Genomic DNA, 12,553 nt, shown 5'->3' on the forward strand with positions numbered 1-12,553 from the left:
GATACCCTTCAAGCACCTCAACGGGACAATGAAAACGCCCGACCAAGCCTCACAATGGCGTCAGATCACCCTGTCGCGACCTTGATTCACTTGCAAGGCGAACCGTCACAACAAACGTCTCCGAACAGTCGAGGTTGCTCGACCGTCCAGATTCAGTCCAGCAACGGCGACCAGGCCGGATCGGAGGCCTGGCCCTGATAGGCGGCCGGACGCAGGATGCGGCCGGTGATGTCGACGGTCCACAGGCGCGGCGTGCCGCTCTGGCCCTCGCGGAAGTACATCAGCACCCGGCCGTTCGGCGCCCAGGTCGGGCCCTCGTCCAGATAGCTGGTGGTCAGCAGGCGCTCGTCCGATCCGTCGGTGCGCATGACGCCGATGTGGAACTGGCCGCTGGCCTGCTTGGTGAAGGCGATGAAGTCGCCGCGCGGACTCCAGACGGGTGTCGTGTAGCGACCGCCGCCATAGGAGATGCGTCGTACACCCGAGCCGTCGGCATTCATCATGTAGAGCTGGGCCTGGCCGCCCCGGTCGGAGTTGAAGACGATCTTGCTGCCGTCCGGCGAGAACGACGGCGAAGTGTCGATCGAAGGATCGGTCGTGATGCGGGTCGACTGGCGGCTGCGCAGGTCCAGCACATAGATGTCGCTGTTGCCGCCCTTTTCCACGGAGAAGGCCACCTTGCTGCCGTCGGGCGAGAAGCGCGGGGCGAACACCATGCCCGGGAACTTGCCGACCGTTTCCTGGCGGCTGGTCTCGAGATTGAGCAGATAGATCGACGAGCCCGTCGGCCGCAGGGCCATGTAGGTCAGCTCCTGGCTGGTAGCCGAGAAGCGCGGGGTCATGACGATATAGGAGCCGTCGGTCAGGAACTGCGGATTGGCCCCGTCCTGGTCCATGATCGCCAGGCGCTTGATGCGGGCCATCTTGGGGCCGCTCTCGGCCACGAAGGCGACGCGGGTGTCAAAATAGCCCTTTTCGCCGGTCAGGCGCTCATAGACGGCGTCGCTGATCTTGTGGGCCACCCGGCGCCAGTTATCGGGCGTCGAGCTGAACTGCAGACCCAGCAGCTGCTGCTGTGAAAACACATCCCACAGGCGGAAATCGACGCGCAGGCCGCCGTCGGCGCCCACCGTCACCTGGCCGTTGATCAGGGCCTGGGCTCCTGTGGCCTGCCAGTCGGGAAAGCGCGGCTGGACGTTCACGTCGGGCAGCTTGTCGGGCACGGCCGAAACGTTCAGCGGCTGGAACAGGCCCGAGCGCTCCAGATTGCCGGTAATGACCTGGGCGATCTCGGCCCCGCGTCCGGCGCCGGAAAAGGCCGGCACGGCGATCGGCAGCGGCTTGACCGCGCCGGCGTTGATGTCGACCTCGATCTGGGCGGCGGCCGGCGAGACCATGGCCCCGCCCAGCAAGGCGGCGACCATCAGAAGCAGGGCTTTCAGGCGCATCACATTCCCCTTGGGCGTCATCATCGCGAGCAAGCCTGTTTTGCATTGAAGTTCAGGGCTATTTTCTGACCGTAGAGATCAGACGGCAGATAAGCGAACGGCGAGGCCTGCAACAGCGCGCGAACCGCGCGGTCGGAGGCGGCCTTGACCACCGGATCGGGCGAGGTCGTGCCAGGCGACTCTGGCTGGCCGATCACGCGGCCGCCCGGTCCGATCACGAACACCACCCGCACATTGACGTTCGAGCCGCCCTCGACCTCGCAATTGGGGTTCCAGCGATCCTGGACCTCGCCCTGCAGGCGGCCCAGGGCCGCGGCCGAAAGGCCGGTGGCGGCGCCGGCGGCGGGACGGGCTGAAACCGAGGTCTCCGCGCGGCTGGGCCCCTTGGGCGCATTGGCGGCGGGTTTGCCGGTCGATTTTTTGGTCTTGGACAGCGACGCCTCCATCGAGGCGAAGAAGTCATCATTGGCCTTGGCCGGGGCCGGTTTCTTGGCCGGCGTCGGCGTCGGCTTGGGCGCGGCCTTGGACGGCGGTGTGGGCGCGGGCGTCGGCACAGGGGCCGGCACTGGGGCCGGCGGAGTGGGGGTCGCTTCGGCGACCGGCTCTTCGGTCAGGGCCGTCTGCTCTTCAAGGGCTTCTTCGGCCGGGCGCACATTGGTGGGGCCCTGGGTGACGATGGTCACCGGTACGCTTTCGCCCAGGGTGATCGGCACAGGCTTCTTCCACGGCAGGCCGATCAGGATCGCCGCCGCCACCAGCCCGTGCAGCGCGATCGACCCGATCAGGGCGGGCGAGAATCCGGTTTCCCGTCCAGCTTGCGGGGGGCGCCGAGCCATCAGCGACCTATTGGGCCGGCCGCAGGTCGCCCGAGCCTTCGGGCTGGGCGTCTAGCGGGGCCGCGCCCGACGACGGGCCGCCGGTCTCGGTGATCAGGTTGATCTTGGAGAAGCCGGCGTTCGACAGCGCCGCCATGGTCTGGGCGACCACGGCATAGGTCGCCGCGCCGTCGGCCCGCACGAACAGCGGCTTGTCATAGCCGTCGCCGGCGATGGCGGTGATGCGCGGGGCCAGGTTCTCGAAGGCGATCTCGCTCTCGCCGACGAAGATCTTGCCGGCGCGATCGATCGACACGGTGATCGGCTCCTGCTGGTTCTGCAGGGCGGCGGCCTCGGTCTTGGGCAGCTCCAGCGGCACGCCGGCGGTCAGCAGCGGGGCGCTGATCATGAAGATGATCAGCAGCACCAGCATCACGTCGACCAGCGGGGTGACATTGATCTCGGACAGGGCCCCGCGCGAGCGGCGACCGCGGCGGCGACCGCGGCGCCCGCCGGTGGCGAAGGCGTCGTTGGCGGACATCGACATCGGATCAGACCCGCTCGGCCAGGCGACGCTGGATCGCGGTCGACAGGTCGTCGGCGAAGCCTTCCAGGCGGCCGGCATACTTGCCCGCGTCGGTCGAGAACTTGTTGTAGGCGATATAGGCGGGGATGGCGGCGACCAGGCCGATGGCGGTGGCGAACAGGGCCTCGGCGATCGACGGGGCCACCACGGCCAGCGAGGTGTTCTTCGAGATGGCGATGGCCTGGAAGGCGTGCATGATGCCCCACACCGTGCCGAACAGTCCGATGAACGGGCTGGCGGTGGCGACGATGGCCAGGCTGCCCAGACCTTCTTCGACCTTGGCGCTCTCGCGGGCGATCATGGTGTCCATGATCCGGTCGATGCGCTGGATCAGGAAGGCGGCCTGATTTTCGCTGATGGCGCCGCGCGACTTGGCGTCGCGCCACTCCTTCAGTGCGGCCTGCAGCATGCGCGGCAGCGGATGGCGCGGATTGGCCCCGGCCTCTCCGGCCACGTCTTCCAGCGAGCGGCCGGCCCCGACCTGACTCTCGAAGCGGTCAGCGGCGCTGTTGAGCGCGGCGAAGCGGAACAGCTTGTCCAGGATCACGGCCCAAGAGCCCAGGGAGGCGAGGATCAGGCCGACCATCACGCCCTTCACCACCCAGTCTGCCTGCATGAACAGGGCGAGGAACGAGAAATTGGCGGGGGCGGCTGCGGCGGCGTCCATGCGGGGGATCCTGCTCCGTTCGGGCGTCTGTCTAGGTCTAGTGTCTTACTGGCATGAAGCGGCGCTTTGGTGAAACTATGACAATCACCGGGGGAGCGGGAAAATCGATATCGCTCAGGCCGCGCCGTCCAGCCAGGGCGCCAGCTGATCCATCATTCGCGCGGTCGGCTTGCGCGGCCGGCCGTCCAGGGTGATGCACACCGCCACGCCCGCCGCCTGACAGATCAGCTCGTCGCCCCGTGTGATCGTCTGGGTGACGAACAGGCGCGGTCCCTTGACGCTGTCATAGGTGGTGCGCACCACCAGGGCGTCGTCGATCCGGGCCGAGCGCTTGAAGTCCAGCTCCATGCGGATGATCGCGAACGCGGTGTCGGCCTGGGCCAACTCGGTATGCGAGATGCCGACCAGCCGGAAGAAGTCGCTCCGCCCGCGCTCGAAATAGCGCAGGTAGTTGGCGTGATAGACGATGCCGGAAAAGTCGGTGTCTTCGTAATAGATCCGCACGGGCAGCTGGTGCTCGCGGCCCTCGAAGACGCCGGCGGTGGGGTCGATCATGAGGCGGACTCATCCTCCGTGGCGGGTTCACCGAGCACGAGGCCGACAGACAGGCCCCAGGCCAGGATCGGCGCGGCGCCGTAACCCATAACGGGCGCGGGGTAGTTTCCAAACAGGTTGGAGACGATCCAGCCCGCCCACAACGCCGCCAGAGCCAGAGCTTCGACGCGTCGCTCGGGACGGCTGGCGGCGACCAACAGAAATGGCGCGGGCAGGCTGAACATCAGGATCGCGGTCAGGACACCGACCACAGGGCTGCTGGCGAAGCTGGCGGCCAACAGGCCTTCGACATAGGGCACGGCCGACAGGGTGTCGGGTTCGGTCCAGGCGGCATAGGCGAACACGGCGGCGACCGCGACCACGGCCCAGGGAAGCAGCTGGCGCGGGCGCTGGATCAGCGTGGCCGCGCCGATCGCCAGGCCCCAGGCCAGGGACGAGGCGGCGTCGTGCTGATAGAGCAGCGCAAAGCTCAGGCCGGCGGCCACAGGGGCGACGCGCCGGTCCTCGAAACCTCTCGCGACGGCCCACACCGCCAGGGGCAGGACCAGGAAGGCCGTGTGCAGTTGCACCGGTCCCAAAGCCAGCCAGCGCCGTGCCCCCTCCAGGACAGAGCCGGTCATCAGGGTCCAGACCAGGGCCAGGGCGCAGGCGGCGATCAGCAGCCAGTACCGCCAGCTCGCCTTGCGCCAGAAGCGCGCGACCACCAGCGCCAGGCCAAGGGCGATGACGGCGGCCAGGGTCTGCAGCACCAGCGCATTGGCGCCGGCGCCGGCCACACTGATCGCCATCAGCGAAACGCCAAGGCAGGCCGCCGCCTGAATGGCGGTCACGAACCGGATGCCGCGCATGGCTCTAAGCCTCCCCGAACAGGCCGCCCTGAGCCGGCGGCGCGGCGGGCGGCGTCAGGCCCAGGTGCAGATAGGCCTTGCCGCAGGCCACTCGGCCGCGCGGGGTGCGCTGGATGAAGCCCTGCTGCATCAGATAGGGCTCGATGACGTCCTCCACCGCGTCGCGGGACTCGGCGATGGCGTAGGCGATGGTCTCGACCCCGGCCGGGCCGCCGCCATAGTGTTCGATCAGGGCGCGCAGATAGCGGCGATCGAGACTGTCGAGACCGACCTCGTCGACCTCGAGCCGCGCCAGGGCCATGCCGGCCGCCTTGCAGTCGATGATGGTGGCGCCGTCGGCCTCGGCAAAGTCGCGCACCCGGCGCAGCAGGCGGCCGGCGACGCGGGGGGTGCCGCGGGCCCGGGCGGCGATCTCGGCGGCGCCGTCTTCCGACAGCGGCGCGCCCATCTTGCGGGCCGCCGCCAGCAGCACGTGTTTCAGCTCGGCATGGGTGTAGAATTCCAGCCGGATCGGAATGCCGAAGCGATCGCGCAGCGGCGTCGCCAGCATGCCGGCCCGCGTGGTCGCCGCCACCAGGGTGAAGGGGGCCAGGTCGATGCGGATCGATCTGGCTGAAGGTCCTTCCCCGATCACCAGGTCCAGCACATGGTCCTCCATGGCCGGATAGAGGATCTCCTCGACGTTCGACGACAGGCGATGGATCTCGTCGATAAACAGGACGTCGTTGGCTTCCAGATTGGTCAGGATCGCCGCTAGGTCGCCGGGCTTGTTCAGCACCGGGCCGGAGGTGGCGCGGAAGTTCACGCCCAGCTCGCGGGCGACGATCTGGGCCAGGGTGGTCTTGCCCAGACCGGGGGGGCCGAACAGCAGCACATGGTCCAGGGCCTCGCCCCGGCCCTTGGCGGCCTCGATGAAGACGCGGAGATTGCTCTTGGCCTGCTCCTGGCCGACGAACTCGGCCAGGGTCTGAGGCCGCAGGGCCTTGTCGGCGGCCAGCGGCGCGGCTTCGTGGGGCTGGGCTTCGCCGGAGATGATGCGGGTCACGCTTTCCCCCCACCTTCGCGCTTCGCGCTCATCGGCCCAGCTCCTGCAGACCGGCCTTGATCAACTGCTGCACCGTCGCCTCTTCACCCAGCTTGGCGGCGGCGGCTTCGACAACGCGGCGGGCATTGACCTCGGCCACACCCAGACCCATCAGCGCCGCCACGGCGTCGCCCGTCGGGGCGGGCTTGGCCTTCACGGGCGCAGACCCCGAAGACGGCGCGGTCATCAGCACCGGCCCGTCGGTGATCGGCTTGTCCTTCAGCTCGGTGACGATGCGCAGGGCCAGCTTGGGACCCACGCCCGAGGCCCGCCCGACGGCGGCCTTGTCCTCGCGGGCCACGGCGCTGGCCAGCTCGGCCGGCGACAGGATGTCCAGCACCGCCATCGCCGCCTTGGGGCCGACGCCCTGGATGGCCTGCAGCAGCACGAAGGCGCGGCGGTCCTCGCGGGTGGCGAAGCCGTAGAGCCGCAGGCCGGCGCTTTCGCTCCACTGGCTCTCGATGTGCAGCAGGGCCTCTTCGCCCAGGGCCGGCAGGCGCGACAGGGTGCGGCCGCCGCAGCGGACCACATAGCCCACGCCCATCACGTCGATCAGGGCCTCTTCCTCGCCGACCTCGGCGACCGCGCCGCGCAATCTGCCGATCATGCGACTCTCCGGTTGGCGATACGCAGATTGGCGTGGGTGATGGCGACGGCCAGGGCGTCAGCGCAGTCAGCCGTGGTCTTGCCGGCCGTGGGCAGCAGGCGGGCTATCATGAAGCCGATCTGGGCCTTGTCGGCCGCCCCGGTGCCGACCACCGCCTTCTTGACCAAGCGGGTGGAATACTCGGCCACCAGCAGTCCGGCCCGGGCCGGGGCGATCAGGGCGGCGGCGCGGGCGTGGCCCAGCTTCAGCGTGGATTGGGCGTTGGTGTTGAGGAACACCTCCTCCACCGCCGCCTCGTCTGGGCGATGCTCGGCGATCACCGCGCAGATGCCTTCGAACAGGTGCAGCAGGCGCTGGGCGAACTCACCCTTCTCGTCGGGGGCGATCACCCCGTGGGCGACGTGGCTCATGCGCGAGCCCTCGACCGCGATCACGCCCCAGCCGGTGCGGCGCAGGCCTGGGTCGAGGCCCAGGATCCGGATCGGGATGCGATTCATGTTCATCATGTGTTCTCGCAACATCGCCTGTTCCGCGCCCGAGGAAAAGCCCCTGTATCGCTAACGACTCGTAAACGCCGGCCCTTGCGCGCCACGGCGTTGCGGGCTCTCCTGCCGCAAAGATCTTAGGGAGCTGCTTTCGATGCGTTTGGCGGGATGGATGACGACGGCGGCCGTGCTGGCCCTGCCGATGGCGGCGAACGCTCAGGCAGCGCCCCGCCCCGACCAGCTGAAGTTCCGCGAGCTCTACAAGGAGCTGGTCGAGATCAACACCACCCTGTCGGTCGGCAGCTGCACCATCGCCGCGCAGGCCATGGGCGCGCGCCTGAAGGCCGCCGGCTATCCCGAGGCCGACGTCAAGATCGTGGTCGAGCCCAAGCATCCGCGCGAGGGCTCGCTGGTGGCCGTGCTGCACGGCACCGACCCCAAGTCCAAGCCCATGCTGCTGCTGGCCCATATCGACGTCGTCGAGGCCAACCGCGCCGACTGGACCCGCGACCCGTTCGTGCTGGTCGAGGAGAACGGCTATTTCTACGGACGCGGCACGTCGGACGACAAGGCCCAGGCCGCCATCTGGGCCGACAGCCTGATCCGCCTCAAGCAGGAGGGCTTCAAGCCCAAACGCGACATCAAGATGGCCCTGACCTGCGGCGAGGAAAGCGAGGGCTATAACGGCATCGAGGACCTGCTGAAGAACCACCGCGCCTTGGTCGACGCCGAGTTCGCGCTTAACGAAGGCGCCGACGGCCTGCTCGATGATCAGGGCAAGGAAGTGGTGCTCGAGGTCCAGGCCGGCGAAAAGGTCTACCAGGACTTCACCCTGACGGTGACCAACCCCGGCGGCCACTCCAGCCGCCCCCATGGCGCCAACGCCATCTATCAGCTAGCGGCGGCCCTGGACCGCATCGGCGCCTATCAGTTCCCGCCCCGCTTCATCGACGCCACCAAGGGCTATTTCACCCAGATGCAGCCCCGCGTGTCGGCGCAGCAGGCTGCGGCGATGAAGGCCCTGGTCGCCAATATCGAGGACCCGGCGGCCCTGCAGGTCGTCACGGCCGATCCGATGTGGAACTCGATGCTGCGCACCACCTGCGTGGCCACCATGGTCAGCGCCGGCCACGCGCCCAACGCCCTGCCCCAGCGCGCCACGGCCAACGTCAACTGCCGCATCCTGCCGGGCACGCCGGTCGAGGAGGTGAAAGCCAAGCTGTCGGAGGTCGCCGCCGATCCGGCCGTCGCCTTCACCCTGGCCCACGAGGCCAAGGCCGCCTCGCCGCCGCCGGCCCTGACGCCCGCGATCATGGGCCCGATCAACAAGCAGGCCGCCAAGCTGTGGCCCGGCGTGCCGATCGTGCCGATCCTGCTGACCGGCGCCACCGACGGCGTCCACACCAACGCCGCCGGCATCCCGACCTATGGCGTCACCGGCCTGTTCGGCGGCTCGGACGGCGACGGCATCCACGGCCTGAACGAGCGGATGCGGGTCAAGTCGCTGTATGACGGGCGCGACTTCCTGCACGGCCTGATCAAGGACTATGCCGGCGGGAAGTAGCGTCAGGACAAGGTCCCTCTCCCCTTGCGGGAGAGGGTGGGCCGCGAAACGGGTCGGGTGAGGGGTCGCGCAGGCTTTTCCGACAGGGCTTTCAACCCCTCATCCGGCGCGGAGCCTGTCCTCGGGCGCGCGCTTCGCGCGACCCGGGGGCGCCACCGTCTCCCGCAAGGGGAGAAGGATCAAGCGGCCGCCACAGCCCTGGTCCCGAACAGCGTCGCCAGGATCAGCGCTTCCACCGCATCGACATCGACGCCCACGCAGACCTCGGCATTGGGCGCGCCGTCGATGCGGTCGATGCGGCCCTGGCGCACGCCGTCGACCGACACCCGCAACCGCGCCGGCTCGAAGGTAAAGGCGTCCGGCGCGATCAGGCTGGCGGCAGCCACGGCGTCATGCGGATGGCAGGCGTCCACCGTGCCCCAGACCTGGGCGTGGAAGTCGATATAGCCGCCCGACGCCCGGTTGAGCCTTGCCGAGAGCGGCGAGCCGCAACAGGCCGCGCCGGCCTCCAGCGCCGCGCGGGTCAGGGTGACCTGGCTGGAGATGTCCATCGGCATCAAACGCGGGCGAACCCCGGCCTCGAGCACCCGCTGCAAGGCTTCCGGATCGCTCCAGCTGTTGAAGTCGGCCCCGCCGGCGGCCTTGCCCTCGACGGCGAAGGCGCCGGCCATGATGATCGGACCCCAGTCACGAAAGGCGACCGGATCGTCCAGCAGACCCTGGGCCAGATTGGTCAAAGGCCCCAGGAACAGGCCGGTGATCCGGCGACGAGCGGCGAAGGCCAGCAGGCTGACCCCGTGGCCGCGATCCAGCTCGGGCAGTTTCCAGCGTTGCGAAAACCCCGCGCCGTTCAGCCCGTCGGCGCCATGCGCCGGCCGCATGCGTTCGACCCGTCGCTTGGCCAGGCCCGACCCCGCGCCGATATAGACCTCGGCCCCGCAGCCAGCCAGCCGCAGCACCCCCCGGGCGTTGGCGGCGGCCTGGTCGACATAGGTGTTGCCAAACACCGCCGAGACCGAGCCCACCTCGATGCTGTCATGCGCTCGCGCCAGCATGGCCAGCGCCAGAGCGTCGTCCACGCCGCAGTCGGTATCGATGTGCACGCGTAGGGTCATGCGCTCAGTGTAGCCGAGGCGGCATGACGGAGAGAAGGGCGCTGTGCGCCTGGCATCCCGGGCCAAGACCCGGGACCGCAACCGGCGCGGCGCTTAGGGCCTCTAGCCCAGCGCCGCGAGATCCTCGTCGCTGATCTCTTCGTTCGAATAGACGTTCTGGACGTCGTCATCGTCGTTGAGCAGGTCGAGCAGCTTCATCAGCGTGGCCACGGAATCGCCCGTGACCGGAACCTGCATCTTCGGACGCCAGGCGATCTTGGTGTTGCCGGCCGGGCCGAACTTGGCTTCCAGGGCGGCGCCCACTTCGTTGAGGCTTTCGAACGCGGTGTAGACCGTGTGGCCTTCGCCGTCCTCGTCCATGTCCGAAGTGACGTCATCGGCGCCGGCCTCGATGGCGGCTTCCATCATGGCGTCCTCGCTGGCGACCTTGGCCGGATAGGTGATCTGGCCGACATGCTCGTAGTTGAACACCACCGAGCCGGTCGCGCCCATATTGCCGCCCAGCTTGGTGAAGTAGGAGCGGACATTGGCGGCGGCGCGGTTGCGGTTGTCGGTCAGCACCTCGACGATGATGCCGACGCCGCCGGCGGCGACGCCCTCATAGCGGATTTCCGAATAGTCGGCGGCGTCGCCCATCTGCGACTTCTTGATCGCGCGGTCGATGACGTCCTTGGGCAGGCTTTCGGCCTTGGCGTTGTTGACGGCCAGGCGCAGGCGCGGGTTCATGCTGGGGTCGGGCACGCCGGCCTTGGCCGCCACGGTGATTTCCCGCGACAGCTTGGAGAACAGCTTGGAGCGCGCGGCGTCGGCGCGGCCCTTGCGGTGCATGATGTTCTTGAATTTCGAGTGACCGGCCATTCGGGGGCTCTGTCTCTGATCTGAAGAAGGTGGAGTGGGCGCGCTTCTAGCCGCTGGAGCGGGGTTCTGTCACTCAAATCTAGTCCTCGCCCAGAGGGAGAGGATTCTAGACGACTGGAATTGTCTGCCGCAGCCGCCCGCCCACCCGGATCGGCTCGACCCTCAGGGCCAGGCCGGTTCGGTCGTCGGTCTCGACAAACACACCGCAGACCGTGGCCGGACCCGAGGCGGGGGTATAGCGGCCGCCGCTGATCTTGGTGGTGAAGCGCCGCAGGGGCTCTTCCTTCTGGTTGCCGATGACGCTGTCATAGTCGGCGCAGGCCCCGGCGTCGGTCTGGTAGGCGGTGCCGCCGTTGAGGATCTGGGCGTCGGCGGTGGGGACATGGGTGTGAGTGCCGACCACCAGCGAGGCGCGGCCGTCGCAATAGTGGCCCATGGCCATCTTCTCGGACGTGGCCTCGCAATGCATGTCGACTACCACCGCGTCGGCCACCTGGCCCAGCGGGGCCTTGTCCAGCTCGCGGTCGGCGGCGGCGAAGGGGTCGTCCATGGCGTCCATGTGCACCCGGCCCAGCAGGTTGATGACCATGATGGTGCGGCCGCGCTCGGTCTGGAACAGATGGCTGCCCCGACCCGGCGCGTCCGACAGGATCGGATAGTTGGCCGGACGGATCAGCCGCGGCTCGCGGACGATGTAGGTCAGGGCCTCGCGCTGGTCCCAGCTGTGATTGCCCAGGGTCAGGCAGTCGGCGCCGGCCTCAAAGAGTTCGCGCGCCGTATTCTCGGTGATGCCGAAACCGGCGGCGGCGTTCTCGGCATTGATGATCACGAACTCAAGGTCGAGGTCACGGCGCAGGGCGGGAAGATGATCGGCCAGACCGTCGCGGCCCGACTTGCCGACGACATCGCCGAAAAAAGCAAAACGCATAGAATTTCCTTACCAGACCCCCTTCGGGCCTCAGTCACGCACGGCGATATACTCCTTTTCCGTAAGAATGGCGTCCAGCGCTTGATCGTGCGGCTCGTGCGGCAAATTCGCCGTCTCCTGGCCGCTATAGGCCAGGCCCAGGGCGAACACATCGCGCCGGGCCTTCAGGTCTTCCAGCGCCCGGTCGTAATAGCCGCCGCCCTGGCCCAGCCGCCGTCCCCGGCGGTCAAAGGCCAGCAGCGGCAGGACGACCAGATCCGGCTGAACCACCGGCTGGTCGATGGACGGCGCCTGCAGCCCGATCGCGTCGCGCACCAGCGGTCGGGCGCGGTCCCAGATCCGGAAGACCATGCGGCCGGCCTCGCCCTCGACCGAGGGCAGGGCCAGGGTCCAGCCCGCTGCGGCCAGGCCGTCGGCCAGAACGTGGGTCGAGAGTTCCGAGCCCAGGCCATGATAGAGGGCGGCGACCTGGCCGCTGGCCTGGGGAAAACGGGCCGCCAGGGGCGCGCGCCCGACCTCGGCGGCCATCCAGGCGGCCTGCGGGACCTCTCGGGCCAGGATCTTGCGCCGTGTGCGGACAAACATCCGCAGGGCGGCCTTGGCGGCGGCGGGGTCAGCGAGGGTCAAGACGGATCAGAGGCCCGATAGGTCAGCCAGACCACGCCGAGCAGAAGCACGACCAGCGCCCCCTGGACCCAAAGCCGCAGATCATCGGTGATCAGGGCCGTGGCGATCATCGCGATGAAAAACACGATGGTGATCAACCAGCCCTGCCATCCGGTCGGCCGCGGGCCGCCACCGAAGGGCTTGGGTCCAAACCAGCCGGATTTCATGACCGCCTCGGCGAACGGGGGAAGGGTGGCGGCGCCATGAAGAACCGTGAAGACGTTTCAATCCACTCGAACCTGTTTGGTACAGGTGGGCCCCGTGTCCCCGCAGCCACGGCCACGGGAGGGAACAGGTCCCGATAGAGAGATTAAGGTCCCTGGGAAT

Annotated in this window: 15 protein-coding genes; 1 reads left to right on the plus strand and 14 read right to left on the minus strand. The window is 68.4% G+C overall.

Going from position 1 to position 12,553, the window contains the following annotated elements; translation table 11 throughout:
- Window positions 1-152: 152 nt before the first annotated feature.
- The 9 genes from tolB to ruvC form a co-directional block, all read right to left on the minus strand.
- Complete coding sequence (gene tolB, locus ACN2C8_RS17395) at window positions 153-1,448, minus strand: Tol-Pal system beta propeller repeat protein TolB (protein WP_419253285.1); 1,296 nt, start codon at window positions 1,446-1,448, stop codon at window positions 153-155.
- A gap of 20 nt (window positions 1,449-1,468) precedes the next feature.
- Window positions 1,469-2,284, minus strand: coding sequence for an energy transducer TonB (locus ACN2C8_RS17400; RefSeq protein ID WP_419253286.1), 816 nt, complete (start codon window positions 2,282-2,284; stop codon window positions 1,469-1,471).
- Between the two features lie 7 nt (window positions 2,285-2,291).
- Window positions 2,292-2,810, minus strand: a complete 519-nt coding sequence (locus ACN2C8_RS17405; RefSeq protein WP_419253287.1) for an ExbD/TolR family protein — start codon at window positions 2,808-2,810, stop codon at window positions 2,292-2,294.
- Between the two features lie 4 nt (window positions 2,811-2,814).
- Window positions 2,815-3,516: a protein TolQ gene (gene tolQ / locus ACN2C8_RS17410; RefSeq protein ID WP_419253288.1), complete on the minus strand. Its 702-nt coding sequence runs from the start codon at window positions 3,514-3,516 to the stop codon at window positions 2,815-2,817.
- 114 nt (window positions 3,517-3,630) lie between these two features.
- On the minus strand, window positions 3,631-4,071 hold the full coding sequence (locus tag ACN2C8_RS17415) for a YbgC/FadM family acyl-CoA thioesterase (protein WP_419253289.1): 441 nt from the start codon (window positions 4,069-4,071) through the stop codon (window positions 3,631-3,633).
- Window positions 4,068-4,919, minus strand: coding sequence for an FtsW/RodA/SpoVE family cell cycle protein (locus ACN2C8_RS17420; protein ID WP_419253290.1), 852 nt, complete (start codon window positions 4,917-4,919; stop codon window positions 4,068-4,070). The genes ACN2C8_RS17415 and ACN2C8_RS17420 overlap by 4 nt, the downstream gene beginning before the upstream one ends.
- 4 nt (window positions 4,920-4,923) lie before the next feature.
- Complete coding sequence (ruvB, locus tag ACN2C8_RS17425; protein ID WP_419253291.1) at window positions 4,924-5,964, minus strand: Holliday junction branch migration DNA helicase RuvB; 1,041 nt, start codon at window positions 5,962-5,964, stop codon at window positions 4,924-4,926.
- Between the two features lie 28 nt (window positions 5,965-5,992).
- Complete coding sequence (gene ruvA / locus ACN2C8_RS17430; RefSeq protein ID WP_419253292.1) at window positions 5,993-6,610, minus strand: Holliday junction branch migration protein RuvA; 618 nt, start codon at window positions 6,608-6,610, stop codon at window positions 5,993-5,995.
- Window positions 6,607-7,128 carry a crossover junction endodeoxyribonuclease RuvC gene (ruvC, locus tag ACN2C8_RS17435; protein ID WP_419255914.1) on the minus strand — a complete coding sequence of 174 codons (522 nt, stop codon included), beginning with the start codon at window positions 7,126-7,128 and terminating at the stop codon, window positions 6,607-6,609. Before ruvC ends, ruvA begins: the two co-directional genes overlap by 4 nt.
- 121 nt (window positions 7,129-7,249) lie before the next feature.
- Here ruvC and ACN2C8_RS17440 point away from each other — a divergent pair, with 121 nt between their 5' ends.
- Entirely contained in the window at window positions 7,250-8,659 is a 1,410-nt protein-coding gene (locus tag ACN2C8_RS17440; RefSeq protein WP_419253293.1) for a M20/M25/M40 family metallo-hydrolase, read from the plus strand.
- 179 nt (window positions 8,660-8,838) lie between these two features.
- Here the strand turns inward: ACN2C8_RS17440 and ACN2C8_RS17445 are convergent, their stop codons facing one another.
- The 5 genes from ACN2C8_RS17445 to ACN2C8_RS17465 all read right to left on the minus strand — a co-directional run bounded on the left by ACN2C8_RS17445 (window position 8,839) and on the right by ACN2C8_RS17465 (window position 12,393).
- Window positions 8,839-9,774 (minus strand): nucleoside hydrolase, encoded by a 936-nt coding sequence (locus ACN2C8_RS17445; protein WP_419253294.1) that lies wholly within the window; start codon window positions 9,772-9,774, stop codon window positions 8,839-8,841.
- 102 nt (window positions 9,775-9,876) lie between these two features.
- Window positions 9,877-10,632, minus strand: coding sequence for a YebC/PmpR family DNA-binding transcriptional regulator (locus tag ACN2C8_RS17450; protein WP_419253295.1), 756 nt, complete (start codon window positions 10,630-10,632; stop codon window positions 9,877-9,879).
- 106 nt (window positions 10,633-10,738) lie between these two features.
- Window positions 10,739-11,560: a TIGR00282 family metallophosphoesterase gene (locus ACN2C8_RS17455; RefSeq protein WP_419253296.1), complete on the minus strand. Its 822-nt coding sequence runs from the start codon at window positions 11,558-11,560 to the stop codon at window positions 10,739-10,741.
- A 30-nt stretch (window positions 11,561-11,590) separates the two neighbouring features.
- The gene (locus ACN2C8_RS17460) at window positions 11,591-12,187 is read right to left on the minus strand and encodes a 5-formyltetrahydrofolate cyclo-ligase (protein WP_419253297.1); all 597 of its coding nucleotides are present in this window, start codon (window positions 12,185-12,187) and stop codon (window positions 11,591-11,593) included.
- Complete coding sequence (locus ACN2C8_RS17465; RefSeq protein WP_419253298.1) at window positions 12,184-12,393, minus strand: hypothetical protein; 210 nt, start codon at window positions 12,391-12,393, stop codon at window positions 12,184-12,186. Before ACN2C8_RS17465 ends, ACN2C8_RS17460 begins: the two co-directional genes overlap by 4 nt.
- Window positions 12,394-12,553: the final 160 nt, after the last annotated feature.

This window comes from Caulobacter sp. ErkDOM-C, assembly GCF_048541825.1.
Taxonomy (GTDB): Bacteria; Pseudomonadota; Alphaproteobacteria; order Caulobacterales; family Caulobacteraceae; genus Caulobacter.

Excerpts from the sequence above, each read along its gene's own strand:
- ACN2C8_RS17445 (WP_419253294.1), bottom strand. The coding sequence starts at position 9,774 with ATGACCCTACGCGTGCACATCGATACCGACTGCGGCGTGGACGACGCT.
- tolB (WP_419253285.1), bottom strand. The coding sequence starts at position 1,448 with ATGCGCCTGAAAGCCCTGCTTCTGATGGTCGCCGCCTTGCTGGGCGGG.
- ACN2C8_RS17420 (WP_419253290.1), bottom strand. The coding sequence starts at position 4,919 with ATGCGCGGCATCCGGTTCGTGACCGCCATTCAGGCGGCGGCCTGCCTT.
- ACN2C8_RS17450 (WP_419253295.1), bottom strand. The coding sequence starts at position 10,632 with ATGGCCGGTCACTCGAAATTCAAGAACATCATGCACCGCAAGGGCCGC.
- ACN2C8_RS17455 (WP_419253296.1), bottom strand. The coding sequence starts at position 11,560 with ATGCGTTTTGCTTTTTTCGGCGATGTCGTCGGCAAGTCGGGCCGCGAC.
- ACN2C8_RS17405 (WP_419253287.1), bottom strand. The coding sequence starts at position 2,810 with ATGTCGATGTCCGCCAACGACGCCTTCGCCACCGGCGGGCGCCGCGGT.
- tolQ (WP_419253288.1), bottom strand. The coding sequence starts at position 3,516 with ATGGACGCCGCCGCAGCCGCCCCCGCCAATTTCTCGTTCCTCGCCCTG.
- ACN2C8_RS17465 (WP_419253298.1), bottom strand. The coding sequence starts at position 12,393 with ATGAAATCCGGCTGGTTTGGACCCAAGCCCTTCGGTGGCGGCCCGCGG.
- ACN2C8_RS17400 (WP_419253286.1), bottom strand. The coding sequence starts at position 2,284 with ATGGCTCGGCGCCCCCCGCAAGCTGGACGGGAAACCGGATTCTCGCCC.
- ruvA (WP_419253292.1), bottom strand. The coding sequence starts at position 6,610 with ATGATCGGCAGATTGCGCGGCGCGGTCGCCGAGGTCGGCGAGGAAGAG.
- ACN2C8_RS17415 (WP_419253289.1), bottom strand. The coding sequence starts at position 4,071 with ATGATCGACCCCACCGCCGGCGTCTTCGAGGGCCGCGAGCACCAGCTG.
- ACN2C8_RS17440 (WP_419253293.1), top strand. The coding sequence starts at position 7,250 with ATGCGTTTGGCGGGATGGATGACGACGGCGGCCGTGCTGGCCCTGCCG.